Below are 15,044 nucleotides of genomic sequence, written 5' to 3'. Positions count from 1 at the left end.
GAGGACTAAAATTACGCTGTTGTGAGACCCGCATGATAGGCCAACCAACCCCCACACCCGAGCCCGATCCCGAAACGCAGCGACCCGCCGAGGAGAACACTCCGGAAGCGACGCCTGCGCCGCGGGAAATCGGCGGTCGCGGCGGCCTCGAGCCGACGCGCTACGGCGACTGGGAGAAAAACGGACGCTGCATCGATTTTTGAGCAGCTTTGAGCCAACGCGGCCTTAAGCACGCCGCCCAGCCGAGACAACGAGCCCAGCGAATGGCGACCCGCGAACGTCCTCTTTCCCCCCACCTGCAGGTCTATCGCTGGCAGATCCAGATGGTGACCTCGATCCTGCATCGAGCCACTGGCATCGTCCTGTCGGTCGGTGCCCTGATCATTGCCGCCGCGCTGTTGGTGCTGATGCTCGGCCCGGCCTCCTGGAACTGCTTCCGCGGCATGGCTGGCGCCTGGTACGGCCAGCTGTTCCTGTTCGCCTGGAGCTGGGCCTTCGCCTACCACCTGTGCAACGGCCTGCGCCACATCGTGCAGGACTTCGGCCACGGTTTCGGCATCCCCGCCTTCGTGCGCAACAGCTGGCTGTCGGTGATCGGCAGCCTGGTGCTCGTCGCGCTGATCTGGGCCTACGTGCTCATCGGAGCCGCCGCATGAACCGCTATCGCACCCCGTTGAAGAACGTGCGCGGCCTGGGTGCCGCCAAGTCCGGCACCGAGCACTTCGTGCTGCAGCGGCTCACCGCCACCGCGCTGGTCGGCCTCACCATCTGGTTCCTGGTGTTCGTGCTGAGCCTGCTCGGCGCCGACTACGTCACCGCCACCGAGGCGGTGGCCAAGCCGTGGAACGCGGTGCTGCTGGTCGGCTTCCTGGTCGCGATGTTCTGGCATGCGCAGATCGGCCTGCAGGTGATCCTCGAAGACTATGTGCACAACTCGCTGCTGGCCCTGGCGCTGCAGACCACGGTGAAGTTCGTCGCCGTGCTCGGTGCGATCGTCGGTGTATTCGCGGTCGCCCGCATCGCGCTGGGCAGCGCCTGATCGGCGCCCGGAACAGGAATTCAAACTAGATGTCCGCTTACAAGATCACCGAACACAAGTACGACATGGTCGTGGTCGGCGCCGGCGGCGCCGGCCTGCGCGCCACCTTCGGCCTGGCCGCCAAGGGCCTGCAGACGGTGTGCCTGACCAAGGTCTTCCCGACCCGTTCGCACACCGTGGCCGCGCAGGGCGGCATCTCCGCCGCGCTCGGCAACATGGGCGAGGACGACTGGCGCTACCACTTCTACGACACCATCAAGGGCTCGGACTGGCTGGGCGACCAGGACGCGATCGAGTACATGTGCCGCGAGGCGATCCCGGCGATCATCGAGCTGGAGCACTACGGCGTGCCGTTCAGCCGCACCGAGGACGGCAAGATCTACCAGCGTCCGTTCGGCGGCATGACCACCAAGTACGGCGAAGGCCCGTCCGCGCAGCGCACCTGCGCCGCCGCCGACCGTACCGGCCACGCCATGCTGCACACGCTGTACCAGCAGTCGCTGGCGCACAACGCGCGCTTCATGATCGAGTACTTCGCGCTCGACCTGATCTTCGACGCCGAAGGCGTGTGCCGCGGCGTGCTCGCGCTGGACATGGCCGAAGGCTCGCTGCACCTGTTCCGCGCCCACGGCGTGGTGCTGGCCACCGGCGGCTACGGCCGCGCCTACTTCAGCGCCACCTCCGCGCATACCTGCACCGGCGACGGCGGCGGCCTGGTGATGCGCGCCGGCCTGCCGATGCAGGACATGGAGTTCGTGCAGTTCCATCCCACCGGCATCTACGGCGCCGGCTGCCTGATCACCGAGGGCGTGCGCGGCGAAGGCGGCATCCTGCGCAACAGCAACGGCGAGCGCTTCATGGAGCGCTACGCGCCGCACTACAAGGACCTGGCCTCGCGCGACGTGGTGTCGCGTTCGATGACCATCGAGATCCGCGAAGGCCGCGGCGTCGGCGAGCACAAGGACCACATCCTGCTCGACCTGACCCACCTCGGCCCGGAAGTGATCAACGAGAAGCTGCCCGGCATCGCCGAGAGCGCGCACATCTTCGCCGGCGTCGATGTGGCCAAGCAGCCGATCCCGGTGATCCCGACCGTGCACTACAACATGGGCGGCATCCCGACCAACTACCACGGCGAAGTGGTGCGCAAGGACGGCGACAACCCCGATGCGGTGGTGCCCGGCCTGTACGCGATCGGCGAAGCGGCCTGCGTGTCGGTGCACGGCGCCAACCGCCTGGGTTCCAACTCGCTGCTGGACCTGGTGGTGTTCGGGCGTGCGGTGGCCAACCGCTGCGCCGAGACGATCAAGACCGGCGCGCCGCACAAGACCCTGGCCAGCGATTCCTGCGACAAGGCGCTGGGCCTGCTCGACAAGCTGCGCAATTCCAACGGCGGCACCCCGACCTCGGTGATCCGCGACAAGATGCAGCGCACCATGCAGTCCGACGCGGCGGTGTTCCGCACCAGCAAGACGCTCAAGGAAGGCGTCGACAAGATGGCCGAGATCTATGCCACCTTCGAGGACGTGAAGGTCTCCGACCGCTCGCTGGTGTGGAATTCGGACCTGATCGAGACCTACGAGCTGAACAACCTGCTGCTCAACGCGGTGGCGACGATCAACTCGGCCGAGCAACGCAAGGAAAGCCGCGGCGCGCATGCGCACGAGGATTTCCCGGACCGCGACGACGTCAACTGGCAGAAGCACACCCTGGTCACCGTCGACGACAAGGGCCAGTGCAGCTTCGACTACCGCCCGGTGCACATGTACACGCTCAGCAAGGACGTCGACGTGGTGCCGCCGAAACCGCGCGTCTACTGACCAAAGCCGGGAAACGGGAATCGGGAATGGGGAATCGAAAAAAGCGCCTGCGCTCTTCGCCCCTGCTTCCCATTCCCCATTCCCCAATCCCCATTCCCGGATTTTAAAGCCATGGCAGAGTTCACCCTCCCCAAGAATTCCAAGATCGGCAAGGGCAAGCACTTTCCCGCCACCGGCGCGAAGAATGCTCGTACCTTCAAGGTCTACCGTTGGAATCCGGACGACGACAGCAACCCGCGCACCGACACCTACGAGGTGGATCTGGACGCGTGCGGCCCGATGGTCCTGGACGCGCTGATCAAGATCAAGAACGAGATCGATCCGACCCTGACCTTCCGCCGTTCCTGCCGCGAGGGCATCTGCGGGTCGTGCGCGATGAACATCGACGGCACCAACACGCTGGCCTGCACCAAGGCGATCGCCGACTGCGACAAGGCCGAAGTGCCGATCTATCCGCTGCCGCACATGAGCGTGATCAAGGATCTGGTGCCGGACCTGACCCACTTCTACGCGCAGTACGCGTCGATCAAGCCGTGGATCCGCACCCAGACCCCGCCGCCGCCGGACCGCGAGCGGCTGCAGTCGCCGGAAGACCGCAAGAAGCTCGACGGCCTGTACGAATGCATCCTGTGCGCGTGCTGCTCGACCAGCTGCCCGAGCTACTGGTGGAACGGCGAGCGCTACCTGGGCCCGGCGATCCTGCTGCAGGCCTACCGCTGGATCATCGACTCGCGCGACGAGGACACCGGTGCGCGCCTGGACGATCTGGAAGATCCGTTCAAGCTGTACCGCTGCCACACCATCATGAACTGCGCGCGGACCTGCCCGAAGGGGCTGAACCCGGCGCTGGCGATCGCCGAGATCAAGAAGCTGATGATGGCGCGTCGCGCCTGATCGGCTAGCGCTTCACCACGACGGGCACGCCCGTCCACTGCGCGGCACCGGCTCTCGGGTTCGGTGCCGCGCGCGTTTTCGACGGTCGCCAGGCAAGGCGTCCGTCCACCAGGCAAGGGTGCGATGCGATGATGGACGAAGCCACCGAACTGAAGAAGCTGCGCTGGCGCTGCCGGCGCGGCATGCGCGAACTGGACCAGCTGTTCGGGCGCTACCTGGACCGGCGCTGGGCGCAGGCGTCCGAAGCCGAGCGCGGGGTTTTCCTATACCTGCTCGACTGCGAGGACGATAAGTTGTGGCGCTGGTTCATGGGCTACGAGGCTTGTCCCGATGCACGCGCCGCCGATCTCATCGCTGCCATCCGCGCCATGCCGGCTTGAGTGGCGCCCTTCGCGCTGGCTGCTGGCGGCGCTGGCGCTGCTGAGCGTACTGGCGCCGCTGTCGATCCTGGGCTCGGACATGCCGCGCGGTTGCGCCTGGCCGGTGGCGGCGCTGGCCGCGCTGTATGCGGCGTGGCTGCTGCGCCGCGAAGCCCGGCGCGCACCGCGCGCGCTGCTGATCCCGCCACAGGGCAGCGCGACGGCGAGCCTCGACGGCCAGCCGCTGGCGGCGTTGCAGGTGGACTGGCGCGGGCCGCTGGCCTTCGTGCGCTGGCGCGACGCGGATGGCCGGGTGGGGCGCCTGGCCTGGTGGCCGGACACGCTGCCGGCGGCGGCACGACGTGAACTGCGTCTGGCCGCTCAGGCCCGTGCCGCTTCGTCTGCGCCGCCGCAGATGGCACCATAGCGCTCCCTGGATGGTGGCTGCGCATGTTCAAACCCTTACCCGTGGCCATCGGCCTGCGCTATCTGCGCGCCAAGCGCCGCAACAACTTCATCTCCTTCATCTCGATGGCCTCGATCCTCGGCATCGCCCTGGGCGTGACCGTGCTGATCACCACGCTGGCGGTGATGAGCGGTTTCCAGAAGGAGATCCGCGACCGCCTGCTGCAGATGGCCGCGCATGCCACGGTCAGCGCGCAGGGCGCGCCGATGCAGGACTGGCAGCACGCGGTGGACGTGGCCACGCGCGATCCGCGCGTGGCCGGCGCCGCGCCGTACGTGGAAGAGGAGGCGCTGCTCACCGGGCAGCGCAACCAGCCGGCGATCGTGCGCGGCATCCTGCCCAGCGAAGAGGCCAAGGTCTCGGTGCTGGCGCAGAAGATGAAGCAGGGCTCGATCGACAGCCTGACCCCCGGTTCCTACAACATCCTGCTCGGCCAGGAACTGGCGCTGTGGCTGGGCGTGGGCGTCGGCGACAAGGTGGTGGTGATGCTCGGCGAACCGCAGGCCAGCCCGATGGGCATGGTGCCGCGCTACAAGCGCTTCACCGTCAGCGGCATCTTCGAAGCCGGCTACAACGAGATCGACCGCGGCCTGGCGGTGACCAGCATGGCGGACATGCAGCGCGTGCTGCGCATGGGCGACGGCGTCACCGGCGTGCGCCTGAAGCTGTACGACATGGACCTGGCCTGGAACGTGGCGCGCGACCTGGCACTGAACCTGCACGGCCCGTACATGGTCAGCGACTGGACCCGCGAGAACGCCAACCTGTACCAGTCGCTGAAGATGGAAAAGACGGTGATGGGCATCCTGCTGTCGCTGATCATCGCGATGGGCGCGTTCAACCTGGTGTCCTCGCAGGTGATGCTGGTCACCGACAAGCAGGCCGACATCGCCATCCTGCGCACGCTGGGGCTGAGCCCGGGCGGGGTGATGCAGGTGTTCATGGTGCAGGGCACGCTGATCGGCGTGTTCGGCACCGTCGCCGGGGTGATCGGCGGCATCCTGCTGACCTTGAATCTGGAGCGGATCCTGGCCGGCATCGAGGCGCTGTTCAACATCAAGCTGCTGCCGGAGGACGTGTACTACATCACCGGCCTGCCCACCGACATGCAGCCGCACGACGTGGTGGTGATCACCCTCGTCGCGCTGCTGATGAGCTTCCTGGCCACGCTGTATCCGGCCTGGCGCGCCGCGCGCACGCAACCGGCGGAGGCCCTGCGTTATGAGTGAGGGCCGGGAGTCGGGATTGGGGATTGGGGATTCGGATATGCAAAAGCCACAGCGAGCGGAGGCGGCGATCCGCGCCGAGGGCTTGGGCAAGACCTATGCCGAGGGCAAGATGCGCACGCCGGTGTTCGACGGGCTGGACCTGGCGGTGGCGCCGGGCGAGACCGTGGCCATCGTCGGCGCGTCCGGCGCCGGCAAGAGCACGCTGCTGCACCTGCTCGGCGGCCTCGACGTGCCCACCGCTGGCGAGGTGTATGTGGCCGGGCAGCGCATGTCGGCGCTGTCGGACGCGGCGCGCGGCCAGTTGCGCAACCGCTCGCTGGGCTTCGTCTACCAGTTCCATCACCTGCTGCCGGAATTCACCGCGCTGGAGAACGTGATGATGCCGGTGCTGCTGGGCGGCGCCGCGGTCAAGGACGCCGACGCGCGTGCGCGCGCCCTGCTGGAATCGGTGGGCCTGGGCCATCGCCTGGAGCACAAGCCCGGCGAACTGTCCGGCGGCGAGCGCCAGCGCGCGGCGGTGGCGCGTGCGCTGGTCAACCGCCCGGCCTGCGTGCTCGGCGACGAGCCGACCGGCAACCTCGACGACAAGACCGCGGCCAACGTGTTCGCGCTGATGCTGGAGCTCAACCGCGCGCACGGCACCAGCCTGGCCCTGGTCACCCACGACCGCGGCCTGGCGCGCAAGCTCGACCGCGTGCTGGAACTGCACCAGGGCAAGCTGCGCGAACTGGCGCCTGCCGAGGTGTAGCGGCAGGCATGCCGGCGTGGAATGCGCGCCGGCATGGCCGCGGCCCGTCGGTCACGCCCATGCATCCCGGGAGCATGGCGGTTTCGGCGATCGGTCGCGTCTGAAGCCGCCTACAGTGCACCCGACACGTCGGCCGCAAGCCACCGTGGGAGCGACTTCAGTCGCGACGGGCGGAGCCGTCCAGCCATCCGGCTTCGGAAACAGTCGGGACTGAAGTCCCTCCCACAGTGCACCCAGCCAGTCGGCCGCAAGCCACTGTAGGCGGCTTCAGCCGCGACGAGCGAAGTCGGCGTTTGTCCGATCGCGGAACCGATGGGCTGATGGGCCAAGACCATGCGGAGCCGCTCCCACGACGAGGGCAGCCAACCGTATGAAGACCACCCGAAAGCCTATCTATTCGACGATCCTGCACCGCCCATCCCCCCGCGGCAGCAGCTCAGCCGACGATGCCGCGCTCGCTCAGGGAATCACCCGCTGCGCACGCAGCCGCGCGAACAGCTCCAGGAACGACGCGCGGCTGTCGTAGTAACCGAGGAAGCCGAGGTCGCGGCTCTTGGTCATGTCGTTGACGCATTCGATCTCGCGGCCGAGGTCGGCATCGGTATGCCACCACGACGCCAACTGGTTCACGTCCGCCTGCACCAGCCCATGGCGTCCGGCGATCTCGCGCCACTGCGCCGGCGCGGTGTCCTGCAATCGCGGCTGCAGCGGCATCGGCGCATCCGGATACGGTGCCGCCTCCAGGCCGAAGAACGCGGCGATCTCGCCCCACATCCAGCGCCAGCGGAACACGTCGCCGTTGACCGTGTTGAACGCCTGGTTGCGCGCGGCCGGGCTGGTCGCGGCCCAGGCCAGCTGGCGGCCGAGCAGGCCGGCGTCGGTGAGGTCGGTGAGGCTGTCCCACTGCGCGCGCGAACCGGGGAACACGAACGGCTGCCCACGGTGCTTGCACAGCGTCGCGTACACCGCCAGGGTCACGCCCATGTTCATCGTGTTGCTGCCGTTGGCCTGGCCGATCATGGTGTGCGAGCGGTGCACGCTCCACCCGAAACCGTGGTGCGCGGCGGCGTCGAACAGCAGGTCTTCCAGCGTGTAGTAGAAATTCTCGCCCGGCTGGCGCGGCTCGCTCTCGCGGAACGGCGTCTCCGCCTTGCCGCTGCCGTAGTGCTCGAACGAACCCAGGTAGTGCTTGGTGCCGGTGACCAGCGCCATGTGCTGCAGCGCCGTGCGGTCCAGGCCTTCGCACAGGTGGCGCAGCATCGCGCCGTTGGCGGCGACGTTTTCCTGCTCGGTGTCGCGCCGCGTCCAGGTGCAGAAGAACACATGGGTGACCGGCAACCCACGCAGCGCGGCGATGGTCGCGTCGCGGTCGAGCAGGTCGGTCGCGACCGCAATCACGCCTTCCTGCGCGACCGGGCGGCGCGCCAGCCCATAGACGGTCCAGCCTTCGGCAACGAGAACGTTCGCCAGGTTGTAGCCGGAGATGCCGGTGACCCCGACCACCAGTGCGGTGCCCTTGCGCATGCGCGGATTTCCTTCGATGTGGACCGTGCACGCTAGCCGCATGCCGATGAACATGCGGCGAAGTGGCCAGGCGGCGCGTACCGGACCGCGGCGTCGTGGCACCGATGCAGCCGGGGCGCGGCACCGCGGCGCATGCTGTACCGCCTTTCGCGCCGAGCTCATTGGCTCATGGCCTGTTGGAACGCGTGCCATGCCTGCATGGCGCGCGCAGCGCCGCCTCGCCTGCAGCGTTGTGGGCAGGCATGCGGCCGTTGAGCTGGCCGGCGATTCGGCGGGCCGAGGCGAATTCCTACGCGCAGCCCGGTGCTTGGCCGATAGCGTACGCACGATCGGTGCGCGAGGCTGGCGATGCGGTTCTCGTCGCGCTGGTCGTAGTCGGTCGCGAACCCGGCCGTCGTGTGTCCATCTGGGTTTTGTCCGCGCCAAAGGAGTGGCGATCGTATGCAGCCGTGTCCCGCATCCGCGAGTGGCCATGAGCGCATGGCGCCAGCGTCCATGCCGACGCCTTGCAACAAACGCCCACGCAACGGCGCCGGCTGCGCGGGATCGGTATCCACGACGCCGGCGCCTTGGCGCGGCATGGCGGTGGCACCGTTCGGCATCGGCGTCGCCACCAGCCTCGCCGCCGGTGTGCTGGCAGCGCTTTGGCTGCCGAAGCTGGCGCCGTGGCCGTTGTCGCTGACCCTGCTGCTCGGCGGCATCGCCGCCTGTGTCGGCATGCCGCGCTGGCGTTGGCTGGGTGCCTTCGCCGTGGGGTGCGGCTGGCTGGGACTGATCGCCGGCCTGGTGCTGGCGCGGCAACTGCCCGCCGACTGGGAGAAGCGCGTGGCGACGCTGCAGGGGCAGGTGGTGGAGCTGCCGCAGGCCGAGGTGCGGCGCACGCGGTTCATGTTCCGGGTGGATGCCGATCCCGCGCAGCCGGCGCCGTTGCGCGGGCGTTTGTTGCAACTGGCCTGGTACGACGATTTCGGGGCGCAGCTGCCCGGGCCGCGCACGGCGCTGCACGCCGGCGCGCGCTGGCGTCTGAGCGTGCGCCTGCGCGCACCGCGCGGGCTCAGCAATCCCGGCGGCTTCGATGCCGAGGCGTACGCGCTGGCGCAGCGGATCAGCGCCAGCGGCTACGTGACCGCGCCGCACGCGGCCGTCGAACTGGCGCCGGGGCACGGTATCGATGCCTGGCGCGAGCGCCTGTCGGCGCGCATCGCCGCGGTCGTGCCGAGCGCGTCGGCGCGCTATGTGCAGGCGCTGGCGCTCGGCGACACGCGCACGCTGGACGATCGCGACTGGCGCCTCCTGCGCGCCGCCGGCCTGACCCACCTGATCGCCATCTCCGGCTTCCATGTCGGCCTGGTCGCCGGCGCGTTCGCACTGCTCGGCGCCGGTCTGTGGCGGCTCTGGCCGCGGCTGGGGCGCCATTGGCCGCGCCGCCAGGCCGCCGCGCTGCTGGCGGTGCTCGGCGCCGGCGGCTACACCGTGCTGTCGGGGATGGCCCTGCCCACCGTGCGCACCGCGTTGATGATCGCGGTGGTCGTGGCCGCGCGGCTGTGGCGGCGCCCGGTGCGGGTGGTCGATGCGCTGGCGCTGGCGGCGATCGTCATGCTCGCGTTCGATCCGTTGGCGGTGCTGTCGGCCGGGTTCTGGCTGAGCTTCCTCGGCGTGGCCTGGCTGGCCTGGTGCATGCCGGTCGCGGGCAGCGGCTGGCGCGACAAACTGCGCGAATTCCTGTCGGCGCAGGGCGTGGCCACGCTGGGCCTGCTGCCGCTGAGCACGATGCTGTTCGGCCAGGCCTCCGCGGCCGGCCCGTTCGCCAACCTGCTGGCGATCCCGTGGTGGAGCCTGGTGGTGGTGCCGCTGGCGCTGCTCGGCACCGCGCTGGAGGCGCTGCACGCCGGCGCCGGGGTGTGGGCATGGCGCGCGGCGGCGGCGTGCTTCGAACTGAGCTGGCCGCTGTTCACCGCACTGGGCGAAAGCCGCTTCGCGCTGTGGTGGCTGCCGGAAGCGCGCGACTGGGCGCTGCCGCTGGCGCTGATGGGCGCGTTCTGGGTGCTGCTGCCGCGCGCGGTGCCGGGCAAGCCGCTGGCGGCGCTGCTGTGGTTGCCGCTGTTCTGGCCACCTTTGGAGCGGCCGGTGGCGGGCGAGGTGGAACTGGTGATGATCGACGTCGGCCAGGGGCTGTCGGTGCTGGTGCGCACTGCGCAGCACCAGCTGTTGTACGACGCCGGCCCGGCGATCAAGGACGGCTACGATGCCGGCGAGCGCGCGGTGGTGCCGACGCTGCACGCGCTCGGCGTGGCGCGCCTGGACCGGACCGTGATCAGCCATGGCGACAACGACCATGCCGGCGGCTTCGAGGCGGTGCGCGCGGCGCTGCCGGTCGGTTTGGCCGAGGCGCCGGCCGGTGCGCCGGTACGGGTGGACCGGCCGTGCCTGGCCGGAACCGCATGGGAGTGGGACGGGGTGCGTTTCCGCTTCCTGCATCCGGCGCCGGGCTTTCCCTATCTCGACAACGAGTCCAGCTGCGTGTTGCGGGTGGAAAGCGCGCATGGCGCGATGCTGCTGACCGGCGACATCGGCGAGGCCGTCGAGGGCCGGCTGCTGCGGCAGGCGCCGCAGGACCTGCGCGCCGACGTGGTGCTGGCGCCGCATCACGGCAGCGCGCATTCCTCGCAGGCGGCCTTCGTCGCCGCCACCGGCGCGCGGCTGGTGCTGATCTCGGCCGGCCAGGGCAACCGCTTCGGCCATCCGCGCGCGGCGGTGGTGGCGCGCTGGCAGGCGTCCGGCGCCGAAGTCGCGACCACCCCGCAGGGCGGCGCGCTGCGCGTGTGGCTGGGACGCGCCGGCCTGCAGCTGCGCGAGCGGCGGCCGTGGCGGGCGCGGCTGTGGGACGCCGCGGAGCGGGTGCGGGCGGCTGCTATCCTATCGGCCAGTGAACGAACGGCCGAACGTGCCGGAGGGTTGCAACGTGTGGGAACTGGTCAAGGCCGGTGGCTGGCCGATGGTGCCGTTGCTGCTGTTGGGCGTGGTCGCGCTGGCGATCGTCCTGGAGCGGTTCTGGAGCCTGCGCCGTAGCGAAGTGCTGCCGCCGGGACTGGGCCAGGAAGTGCGCAATTGGGCCACCCGCGGCAAGCTCGACCCGACCCATATCGAGTCGCTGCGGCGCAATTCGCCGCTGGGCGAGCTGCTCGCCGCCGGGCTGGACGTGCGCAGCCGGCCGCGCGAGATCGTCCGCGAACGCATCGAGGACACCGGCCGCCACGTCGTGCATCGCATGGAGCGGTTCCTGAACGCGTTGGGCACGGTGGCCTCGGCCGGGCCGCTGCTCGGCCTGCTCGGCACCGTGGTCGGCATGATCCAGATGTTCCTGGGCATCCTCGACCACGGCGTCGGCGACGTGAACCAGCTCGCCGGCGGGATCGGCAAGGCGCTGGTGTGCACCGCCACCGGCATGATCATCGCGGTGCCGGCGCTGGTGTTCCATCGCTATTTCAAGAGCCGCATCGCCGGCTACATCATCGAAATGGAGCGCGAAGCCACGGCCCTGAGCGACGTCCTCGACGGCCACGGCCACGGCCGCGCCGGTACGCCGGCGCCGGCCGCGTCGCGCCCGGCCCCGCGCGGCGGTGCCGCTGCGCCGGCCAAGGGCTGAGCCGGTGCGGATCCGCGACGACCGCGGCCAGGACGAGCCGCAGATCGACCTGGTGCCCCTGATCGACGTCATCCTTGTCCTGATCATCTTCTTCGTTGTGACCACCACCTTCGACGCCCGTTCCACGCTGCAGCTGCAACTGCCCAACGCCAGCGACCAGCACAACCCGGCGCCGCCGCGCGCGCTGAGCGTGCTGGTCAATGCCGACGGGCACTATTTCATCAACGACCAGGAAGTGCTGCGCACCGACGTGGAGTCGGTCAAGCGCAGCATCGCCCAGGTCGCCGGCGACGACCGCGAGCAGCCGGTGCTGCTGCGCGCCGATGCGCGCACTCCCTACCAGGCCGTGGTCACCGCGCAGGACGCGCTGGGCCAGCTCGGCTTCCGCCGCATCGCCATCGCCACCGCGCCGGAAGTCAAACAGTGAGCGTGAAGTCGGCACCGGTCTGGCCGATCTACCGTCGGCTGCTCGGCTATACCCACGCCTACTGGGCGATGCTGACCGCGGCGGTGGTGGCGATGGTGGTCGAGGCCACCGCCGGCTATTTCTTCACCCGGCTGATGGATCCGCTGGTCAACCGCGGCTTCGTCAATCCCGAGGCGCGCATGGCGGTGCTGCTGCCGATGGCGATCCTGGGCCTGTTCCTGATGCGCAGCGTCGCCACCTTCGTCGGCGACTATTGCATGGCGCGCACCGGGCGCAGCGTGGTGCGCGACCTGCGCGAGCAGGTGCTGGCCAAGTACCTGCACCTGCCGTCCTCGCACTTCGACGTGGAGGCCACGCCGGTGATGGTCAGCCGCCTGAACTTCGACACCGAGCAGGTCACCCAGGCCGCTTCCGATGCGCTGAAGACGCTGGTGGCCGACACCCTGACCATCATCGGCATGCTGATCGTGATGCTGCAGATGAGCGTCAAGGTGACCTTTGCGCTGCTGGTGGTGGCGCCGCTGATCGGGGTCATCGTGTCCTATGTCGGCAAGCGCTACCGCAAGATCAGCCGCGGCATCCAGGACGGCATGGGCTCGATGGCGCAACGCGCCGAGCAGTCGCTCGGGGCGCAGCAGGAAGTGAAGGTGCACGGCACCCAGGCCCTGGAAATCAGCTACTACGCGGCGCTGGCCAACCGCATGCTGGGCCTGAACATGAAGGTCGAGACCACCCGCGCGCTGGCCTCGAGCATGGTCCAGTTCCTGGCCGCGGTGGCGCTGGCGGCGATCGTCTGGGTCGCCACCCGCGAGGCGCTGGCCGGGCGCCTCAACGCCGGCCAGTTCATGGCGCTGATGACCTCGATGATGGCGATCATCCCGTCGCTGCGCCGCCTGACCAGCGTGCAGACCTCGATCTCGCGCGGCGTGGCCGCCGCCGAGCGCCTGTTCTCGATCCTGGACACGCCGGAGGAGCGCGACACCGGCACCGTGTCGGTGCAGCGCGTGCGCGGCGAACTGGCGTTCGACAAGGTGATGCTGCGCTACCGCCAGGACAGCGGCCTGGCGCTGGACGACATCAGCTTCAGCGCCAAGCCAGGCACGGTCACCGCCATCGTCGGCCGCTCCGGCAGCGGCAAGACCAGCCTGGTGCGGCTGGTGCCGCGCTTCTACGAACCCAGCGGCGGCCGCATCACCCTGGACGGGGTGCCGCTGCACGACTATCGCCTGCACGACCTGCGCCGCCAGATCGCGCTGGTCGGGCAGCGGGTGATGCTGTTCGACGACACCATCGCCGCCAACATCGCCTACGGCACGCAGGCCAGCGACGCGCAGATCCGCGCCGCGGCCGAGGCGGCCAACGCCTGGGAGTTCATCGAGCGGCTGCCGCTGCAGCTGCGCACACCGGTCGGCGAGAACGGCGCGCTGCTGTCCGGCGGCCAGCGCCAGCGCCTGGCGATCGCCCGCGCGATCCTGCGCGACGCGCCGATCCTGATCCTGGACGAAGCCACCGCCGCGCTGGACAACGAATCCGAGCGCCTGGTGCAGGACGCGCTGCACCGGCTGATGCCCGAGCGCACCACGCTGGTCATCGCGCACCGCCTGTCCACCATCGAACATGCCGACCAGGTGCTGGTGATGGACCACGGCCGCATCGTCGAGCGCGGCACCCATCACGCGCTGCTCGCCCAGGGCGGCCTGTACGCCCACCTGCACAGCATGCAGTTCCGCGAAAGGCAGCCTTGATGAGCGGTCGCGGGCCACACACGCCTGGCTACTGGTATGGCCAGGGCACGCCGCCGCTGTACGCGCAGCTGCTGACCCCGCTGTACGCGGCGGCGATCGGCCTGCGCCGCGCGCTGTACCGGCGCGGCTGGCGCAAGCGCCACAGCATCGCGGTACCGGTGGTGGTGGTCGGCAACCTCACCGCTGGCGGCACCGGCAAGACCCCGCTGACCATCGCCCTGGTGCGCAAGCTGCAGGACGCCGGCTGGACGCCGGGCGTGGCCACCCGCGGCTATGGCCGCAGCCAGGACCAGGTCGCGCGCTGGATCGAACCGGGCACCACGCCGGAACTGGGCGGCGACGAGCCGGTGCTGATCGCGCACAAGACCGGCGCGCCGGTGCGGGTGGACCGCGACCGCGTCGCCGCCGCGCGCGCGCTGCTGCAGGCCGGCTGCGACATCGTGGTCTGCGACGACGGCCTGCAGCACTACCGGCTGCAGCGCGACATCGAGATCGAAGTGGTCGACGGCCAGCGCCGCTACGGCAACGGCCGCCTGCTGCCGGCCGGGCCGCTGCGCGAGCCGGTGGCGCGCGGCCGCGAATGCGATTTCCGGGTCATCAACCTGGGCCAGGCCAGCGATGTCGGCGAGGTCCAGGCCGGGTTCGGCGAGTGGGCGATGCGCCTGCGCATCGACAGCGCGCAGCCGCTGCAGGGCGGCCGCGCGCGCGCCTTGCGCAGCTTCGCCGGGCAGCGCGTGCACGCCGTCGCCGGCATCGCCCATCCGCAGCGCTTCTTCGACATGCTGCGCGCGCATGGCATCGGCGTGGTGCCGCACGCGTTTCCCGACCATCACCGCTACCGCGCCGCCGACCTGTCGTTCGGCAGCGAGTTGCCGGTGCTGATGACCGAGAAGGACGCGGTCAAGTGCGCGGCGCTGGTCAACGACTGGTGCTTCAGCGTGCCGCTGCTGGCGGAGTTGCCGGCCGCGTTCTGGATCGGCCTGCTCGACCGGCTGGACAAGCTGCGCGGGCGCAGCGGCGACGCCATCGAATAGCGGCGCTGGCTACGCTCATGCGCAGCCAGCGGAGACTGAGAGTGGCGGTGCAGGGGGCCGAGACCCTGTTGCATGCGGCCAGCCCGACGGCCTCGGCTGTCGGGGGGGGCGCC

Annotated in this window: 15 protein-coding genes; 14 read left to right on the top strand and 1 reads right to left on the bottom strand. The window is 69.8% G+C overall.

From position 1 onward, the window contains the following. Window positions 1-32 precede the first annotated feature (32 nt). The 9 genes from NRY95_13275 (at window position 33) to lolD (ending at window position 6,555) form a co-directional block, all read left to right on the top strand. Window positions 33-203 (top strand): DUF1674 domain-containing protein, encoded by a 171-nt coding sequence (locus tag NRY95_13275; GenBank protein UYC14709.1) that lies wholly within the window; start codon window positions 33-35, stop codon window positions 201-203. 60 nt (window positions 204-263) lie between these two features. Next, window positions 264-656 carry a succinate dehydrogenase, cytochrome b556 subunit gene (gene sdhC / locus NRY95_13270; GenBank protein ID UYC14708.1) on the top strand — a complete coding sequence of 131 codons (393 nt, stop codon included), beginning with the start codon at window positions 264-266 and terminating at the stop codon, window positions 654-656. Then, entirely contained in the window at window positions 653-1,039 is a 387-nt protein-coding gene (sdhD, locus tag NRY95_13265; GenBank protein UYC14707.1) for a succinate dehydrogenase, hydrophobic membrane anchor protein, read from the top strand. The genes sdhC and sdhD overlap by 4 nt, the downstream gene beginning before the upstream one ends. Before the next feature lie 29 nt (window positions 1,040-1,068). Then, complete coding sequence (sdhA, locus tag NRY95_13260; GenBank protein ID UYC14706.1) at window positions 1,069-2,859, top strand: succinate dehydrogenase flavoprotein subunit; 1,791 nt, start codon at window positions 1,069-1,071, stop codon at window positions 2,857-2,859. A gap of 111 nt (window positions 2,860-2,970) precedes the next feature. After that, window positions 2,971-3,753 carry a succinate dehydrogenase iron-sulfur subunit gene (locus NRY95_13255; GenBank protein ID UYC14705.1) on the top strand — a complete coding sequence of 261 codons (783 nt, stop codon included), beginning with the start codon at window positions 2,971-2,973 and terminating at the stop codon, window positions 3,751-3,753. Between the two features lie 131 nt (window positions 3,754-3,884). Then, the gene (locus tag NRY95_13250; GenBank protein ID UYC14704.1) at window positions 3,885-4,133 is read left to right on the top strand and encodes a succinate dehydrogenase assembly factor 2; all 249 of its coding nucleotides are present in this window, start codon (window positions 3,885-3,887) and stop codon (window positions 4,131-4,133) included. After that, on the top strand, window positions 4,084-4,539 hold the full coding sequence (locus NRY95_13245) for a hypothetical protein (protein UYC14703.1): 456 nt from the start codon (window positions 4,084-4,086) through the stop codon (window positions 4,537-4,539). The genes NRY95_13250 and NRY95_13245 overlap by 50 nt, the downstream gene beginning before the upstream one ends. A gap of 23 nt (window positions 4,540-4,562) precedes the next feature. Further along, the gene (locus NRY95_13240) at window positions 4,563-5,807 is read left to right on the top strand and encodes a lipoprotein-releasing ABC transporter permease subunit (protein UYC14702.1); all 1,245 of its coding nucleotides are present in this window, start codon (window positions 4,563-4,565) and stop codon (window positions 5,805-5,807) included. Window positions 5,808-5,844: 37 nt separating this feature from the next. Beyond that, on the top strand, window positions 5,845-6,555 hold the full coding sequence (gene lolD, locus NRY95_13235) for a lipoprotein-releasing ABC transporter ATP-binding protein LolD (protein UYC14701.1): 711 nt from the start codon (window positions 5,845-5,847) through the stop codon (window positions 6,553-6,555). A gap of 459 nt (window positions 6,556-7,014) precedes the next feature. Here lolD and NRY95_13230 read toward each other — a convergent pair whose 3' ends face one another. Continuing rightward, window positions 7,015-8,079: an SDR family oxidoreductase gene (locus NRY95_13230; protein UYC14700.1), complete on the bottom strand. Its 1,065-nt coding sequence runs from the start codon at window positions 8,077-8,079 to the stop codon at window positions 7,015-7,017. 579 nt (window positions 8,080-8,658) lie between these two features. On the opposite strand from NRY95_13230, the gene NRY95_13225 reads away from it, so the two are divergent. From NRY95_13225 to lpxK, 5 genes are read left to right on the top strand one after another with little or no spacing between them, the layout of a single operon-like run. Continuing rightward, a complete protein-coding gene (locus tag NRY95_13225) occupies window positions 8,659-11,148 on the top strand; it encodes a DNA internalization-related competence protein ComEC/Rec2 (GenBank protein ID UYC14699.1) in 2,490 nt (829 codons plus the stop codon). Continuing rightward, window positions 11,042-11,725 (top strand): MotA/TolQ/ExbB proton channel family protein, encoded by a 684-nt coding sequence (locus tag NRY95_13220; GenBank protein UYC14698.1) that lies wholly within the window; start codon window positions 11,042-11,044, stop codon window positions 11,723-11,725. The genes NRY95_13225 and NRY95_13220 overlap by 107 nt, the downstream gene beginning before the upstream one ends. A gap of 4 nt (window positions 11,726-11,729) precedes the next feature. Then, entirely contained in the window at window positions 11,730-12,152 is a 423-nt protein-coding gene (locus NRY95_13215; GenBank protein UYC14697.1) for a biopolymer transporter ExbD, read from the top strand. After that, window positions 12,149-13,897 carry a lipid A export permease/ATP-binding protein MsbA gene (gene msbA / locus NRY95_13210; GenBank protein UYC14696.1) on the top strand — a complete coding sequence of 583 codons (1,749 nt, stop codon included), beginning with the start codon at window positions 12,149-12,151 and terminating at the stop codon, window positions 13,895-13,897. The genes NRY95_13215 and msbA overlap by 4 nt, the downstream gene beginning before the upstream one ends. After that, the gene (gene lpxK / locus NRY95_13205) at window positions 13,897-14,931 is read left to right on the top strand and encodes a tetraacyldisaccharide 4'-kinase (protein UYC14695.1); all 1,035 of its coding nucleotides are present in this window, start codon (window positions 13,897-13,899) and stop codon (window positions 14,929-14,931) included. Before msbA ends, lpxK begins: the two co-directional genes overlap by 1 nt. Window positions 14,932-15,044 lie beyond the last annotated feature (113 nt).

Origin of the sequence: Xanthomonas campestris pv. phormiicola, assembly GCA_025666215.1 — a bacterium.
In the GTDB taxonomy this organism is placed as follows: Bacteria; Pseudomonadota; Gammaproteobacteria; order Xanthomonadales; family Xanthomonadaceae; genus Xanthomonas_A; species Xanthomonas_A campestris_A.
Note: the sequence above shows the minus strand (reverse complement) of the source record. Positions and strands in the feature narration are given on the sequence as shown.

Excerpts from the sequence above, each read along its gene's own strand:
- NRY95_13275 (UYC14709.1), top strand. The coding sequence starts at position 33 with ATGATAGGCCAACCAACCCCCACACCCGAGCCCGATCCCGAAACGCAG.
- sdhC (UYC14708.1), top strand. The coding sequence starts at position 264 with ATGGCGACCCGCGAACGTCCTCTTTCCCCCCACCTGCAGGTCTATCGC.
- sdhD (UYC14707.1), top strand. The coding sequence starts at position 653 with ATGAACCGCTATCGCACCCCGTTGAAGAACGTGCGCGGCCTGGGTGCC.
- sdhA (UYC14706.1), top strand. The coding sequence starts at position 1,069 with ATGTCCGCTTACAAGATCACCGAACACAAGTACGACATGGTCGTGGTC.
- NRY95_13255 (UYC14705.1), top strand. The coding sequence starts at position 2,971 with ATGGCAGAGTTCACCCTCCCCAAGAATTCCAAGATCGGCAAGGGCAAG.
- NRY95_13250 (UYC14704.1), top strand. The coding sequence starts at position 3,885 with ATGGACGAAGCCACCGAACTGAAGAAGCTGCGCTGGCGCTGCCGGCGC.
- NRY95_13245 (UYC14703.1), top strand. The coding sequence starts at position 4,084 with ATGCACGCGCCGCCGATCTCATCGCTGCCATCCGCGCCATGCCGGCTT.
- NRY95_13240 (UYC14702.1), top strand. The coding sequence starts at position 4,563 with ATGTTCAAACCCTTACCCGTGGCCATCGGCCTGCGCTATCTGCGCGCC.
- lolD (UYC14701.1), top strand. The coding sequence starts at position 5,845 with ATGCAAAAGCCACAGCGAGCGGAGGCGGCGATCCGCGCCGAGGGCTTG.
- NRY95_13230 (UYC14700.1), bottom strand. The coding sequence starts at position 8,079 with ATGCGCAAGGGCACCGCACTGGTGGTCGGGGTCACCGGCATCTCCGGC.
- NRY95_13225 (UYC14699.1), top strand. The coding sequence starts at position 8,659 with ATGGCGGTGGCACCGTTCGGCATCGGCGTCGCCACCAGCCTCGCCGCC.
- lpxK (UYC14695.1), top strand. The coding sequence starts at position 13,897 with ATGAGCGGTCGCGGGCCACACACGCCTGGCTACTGGTATGGCCAGGGC.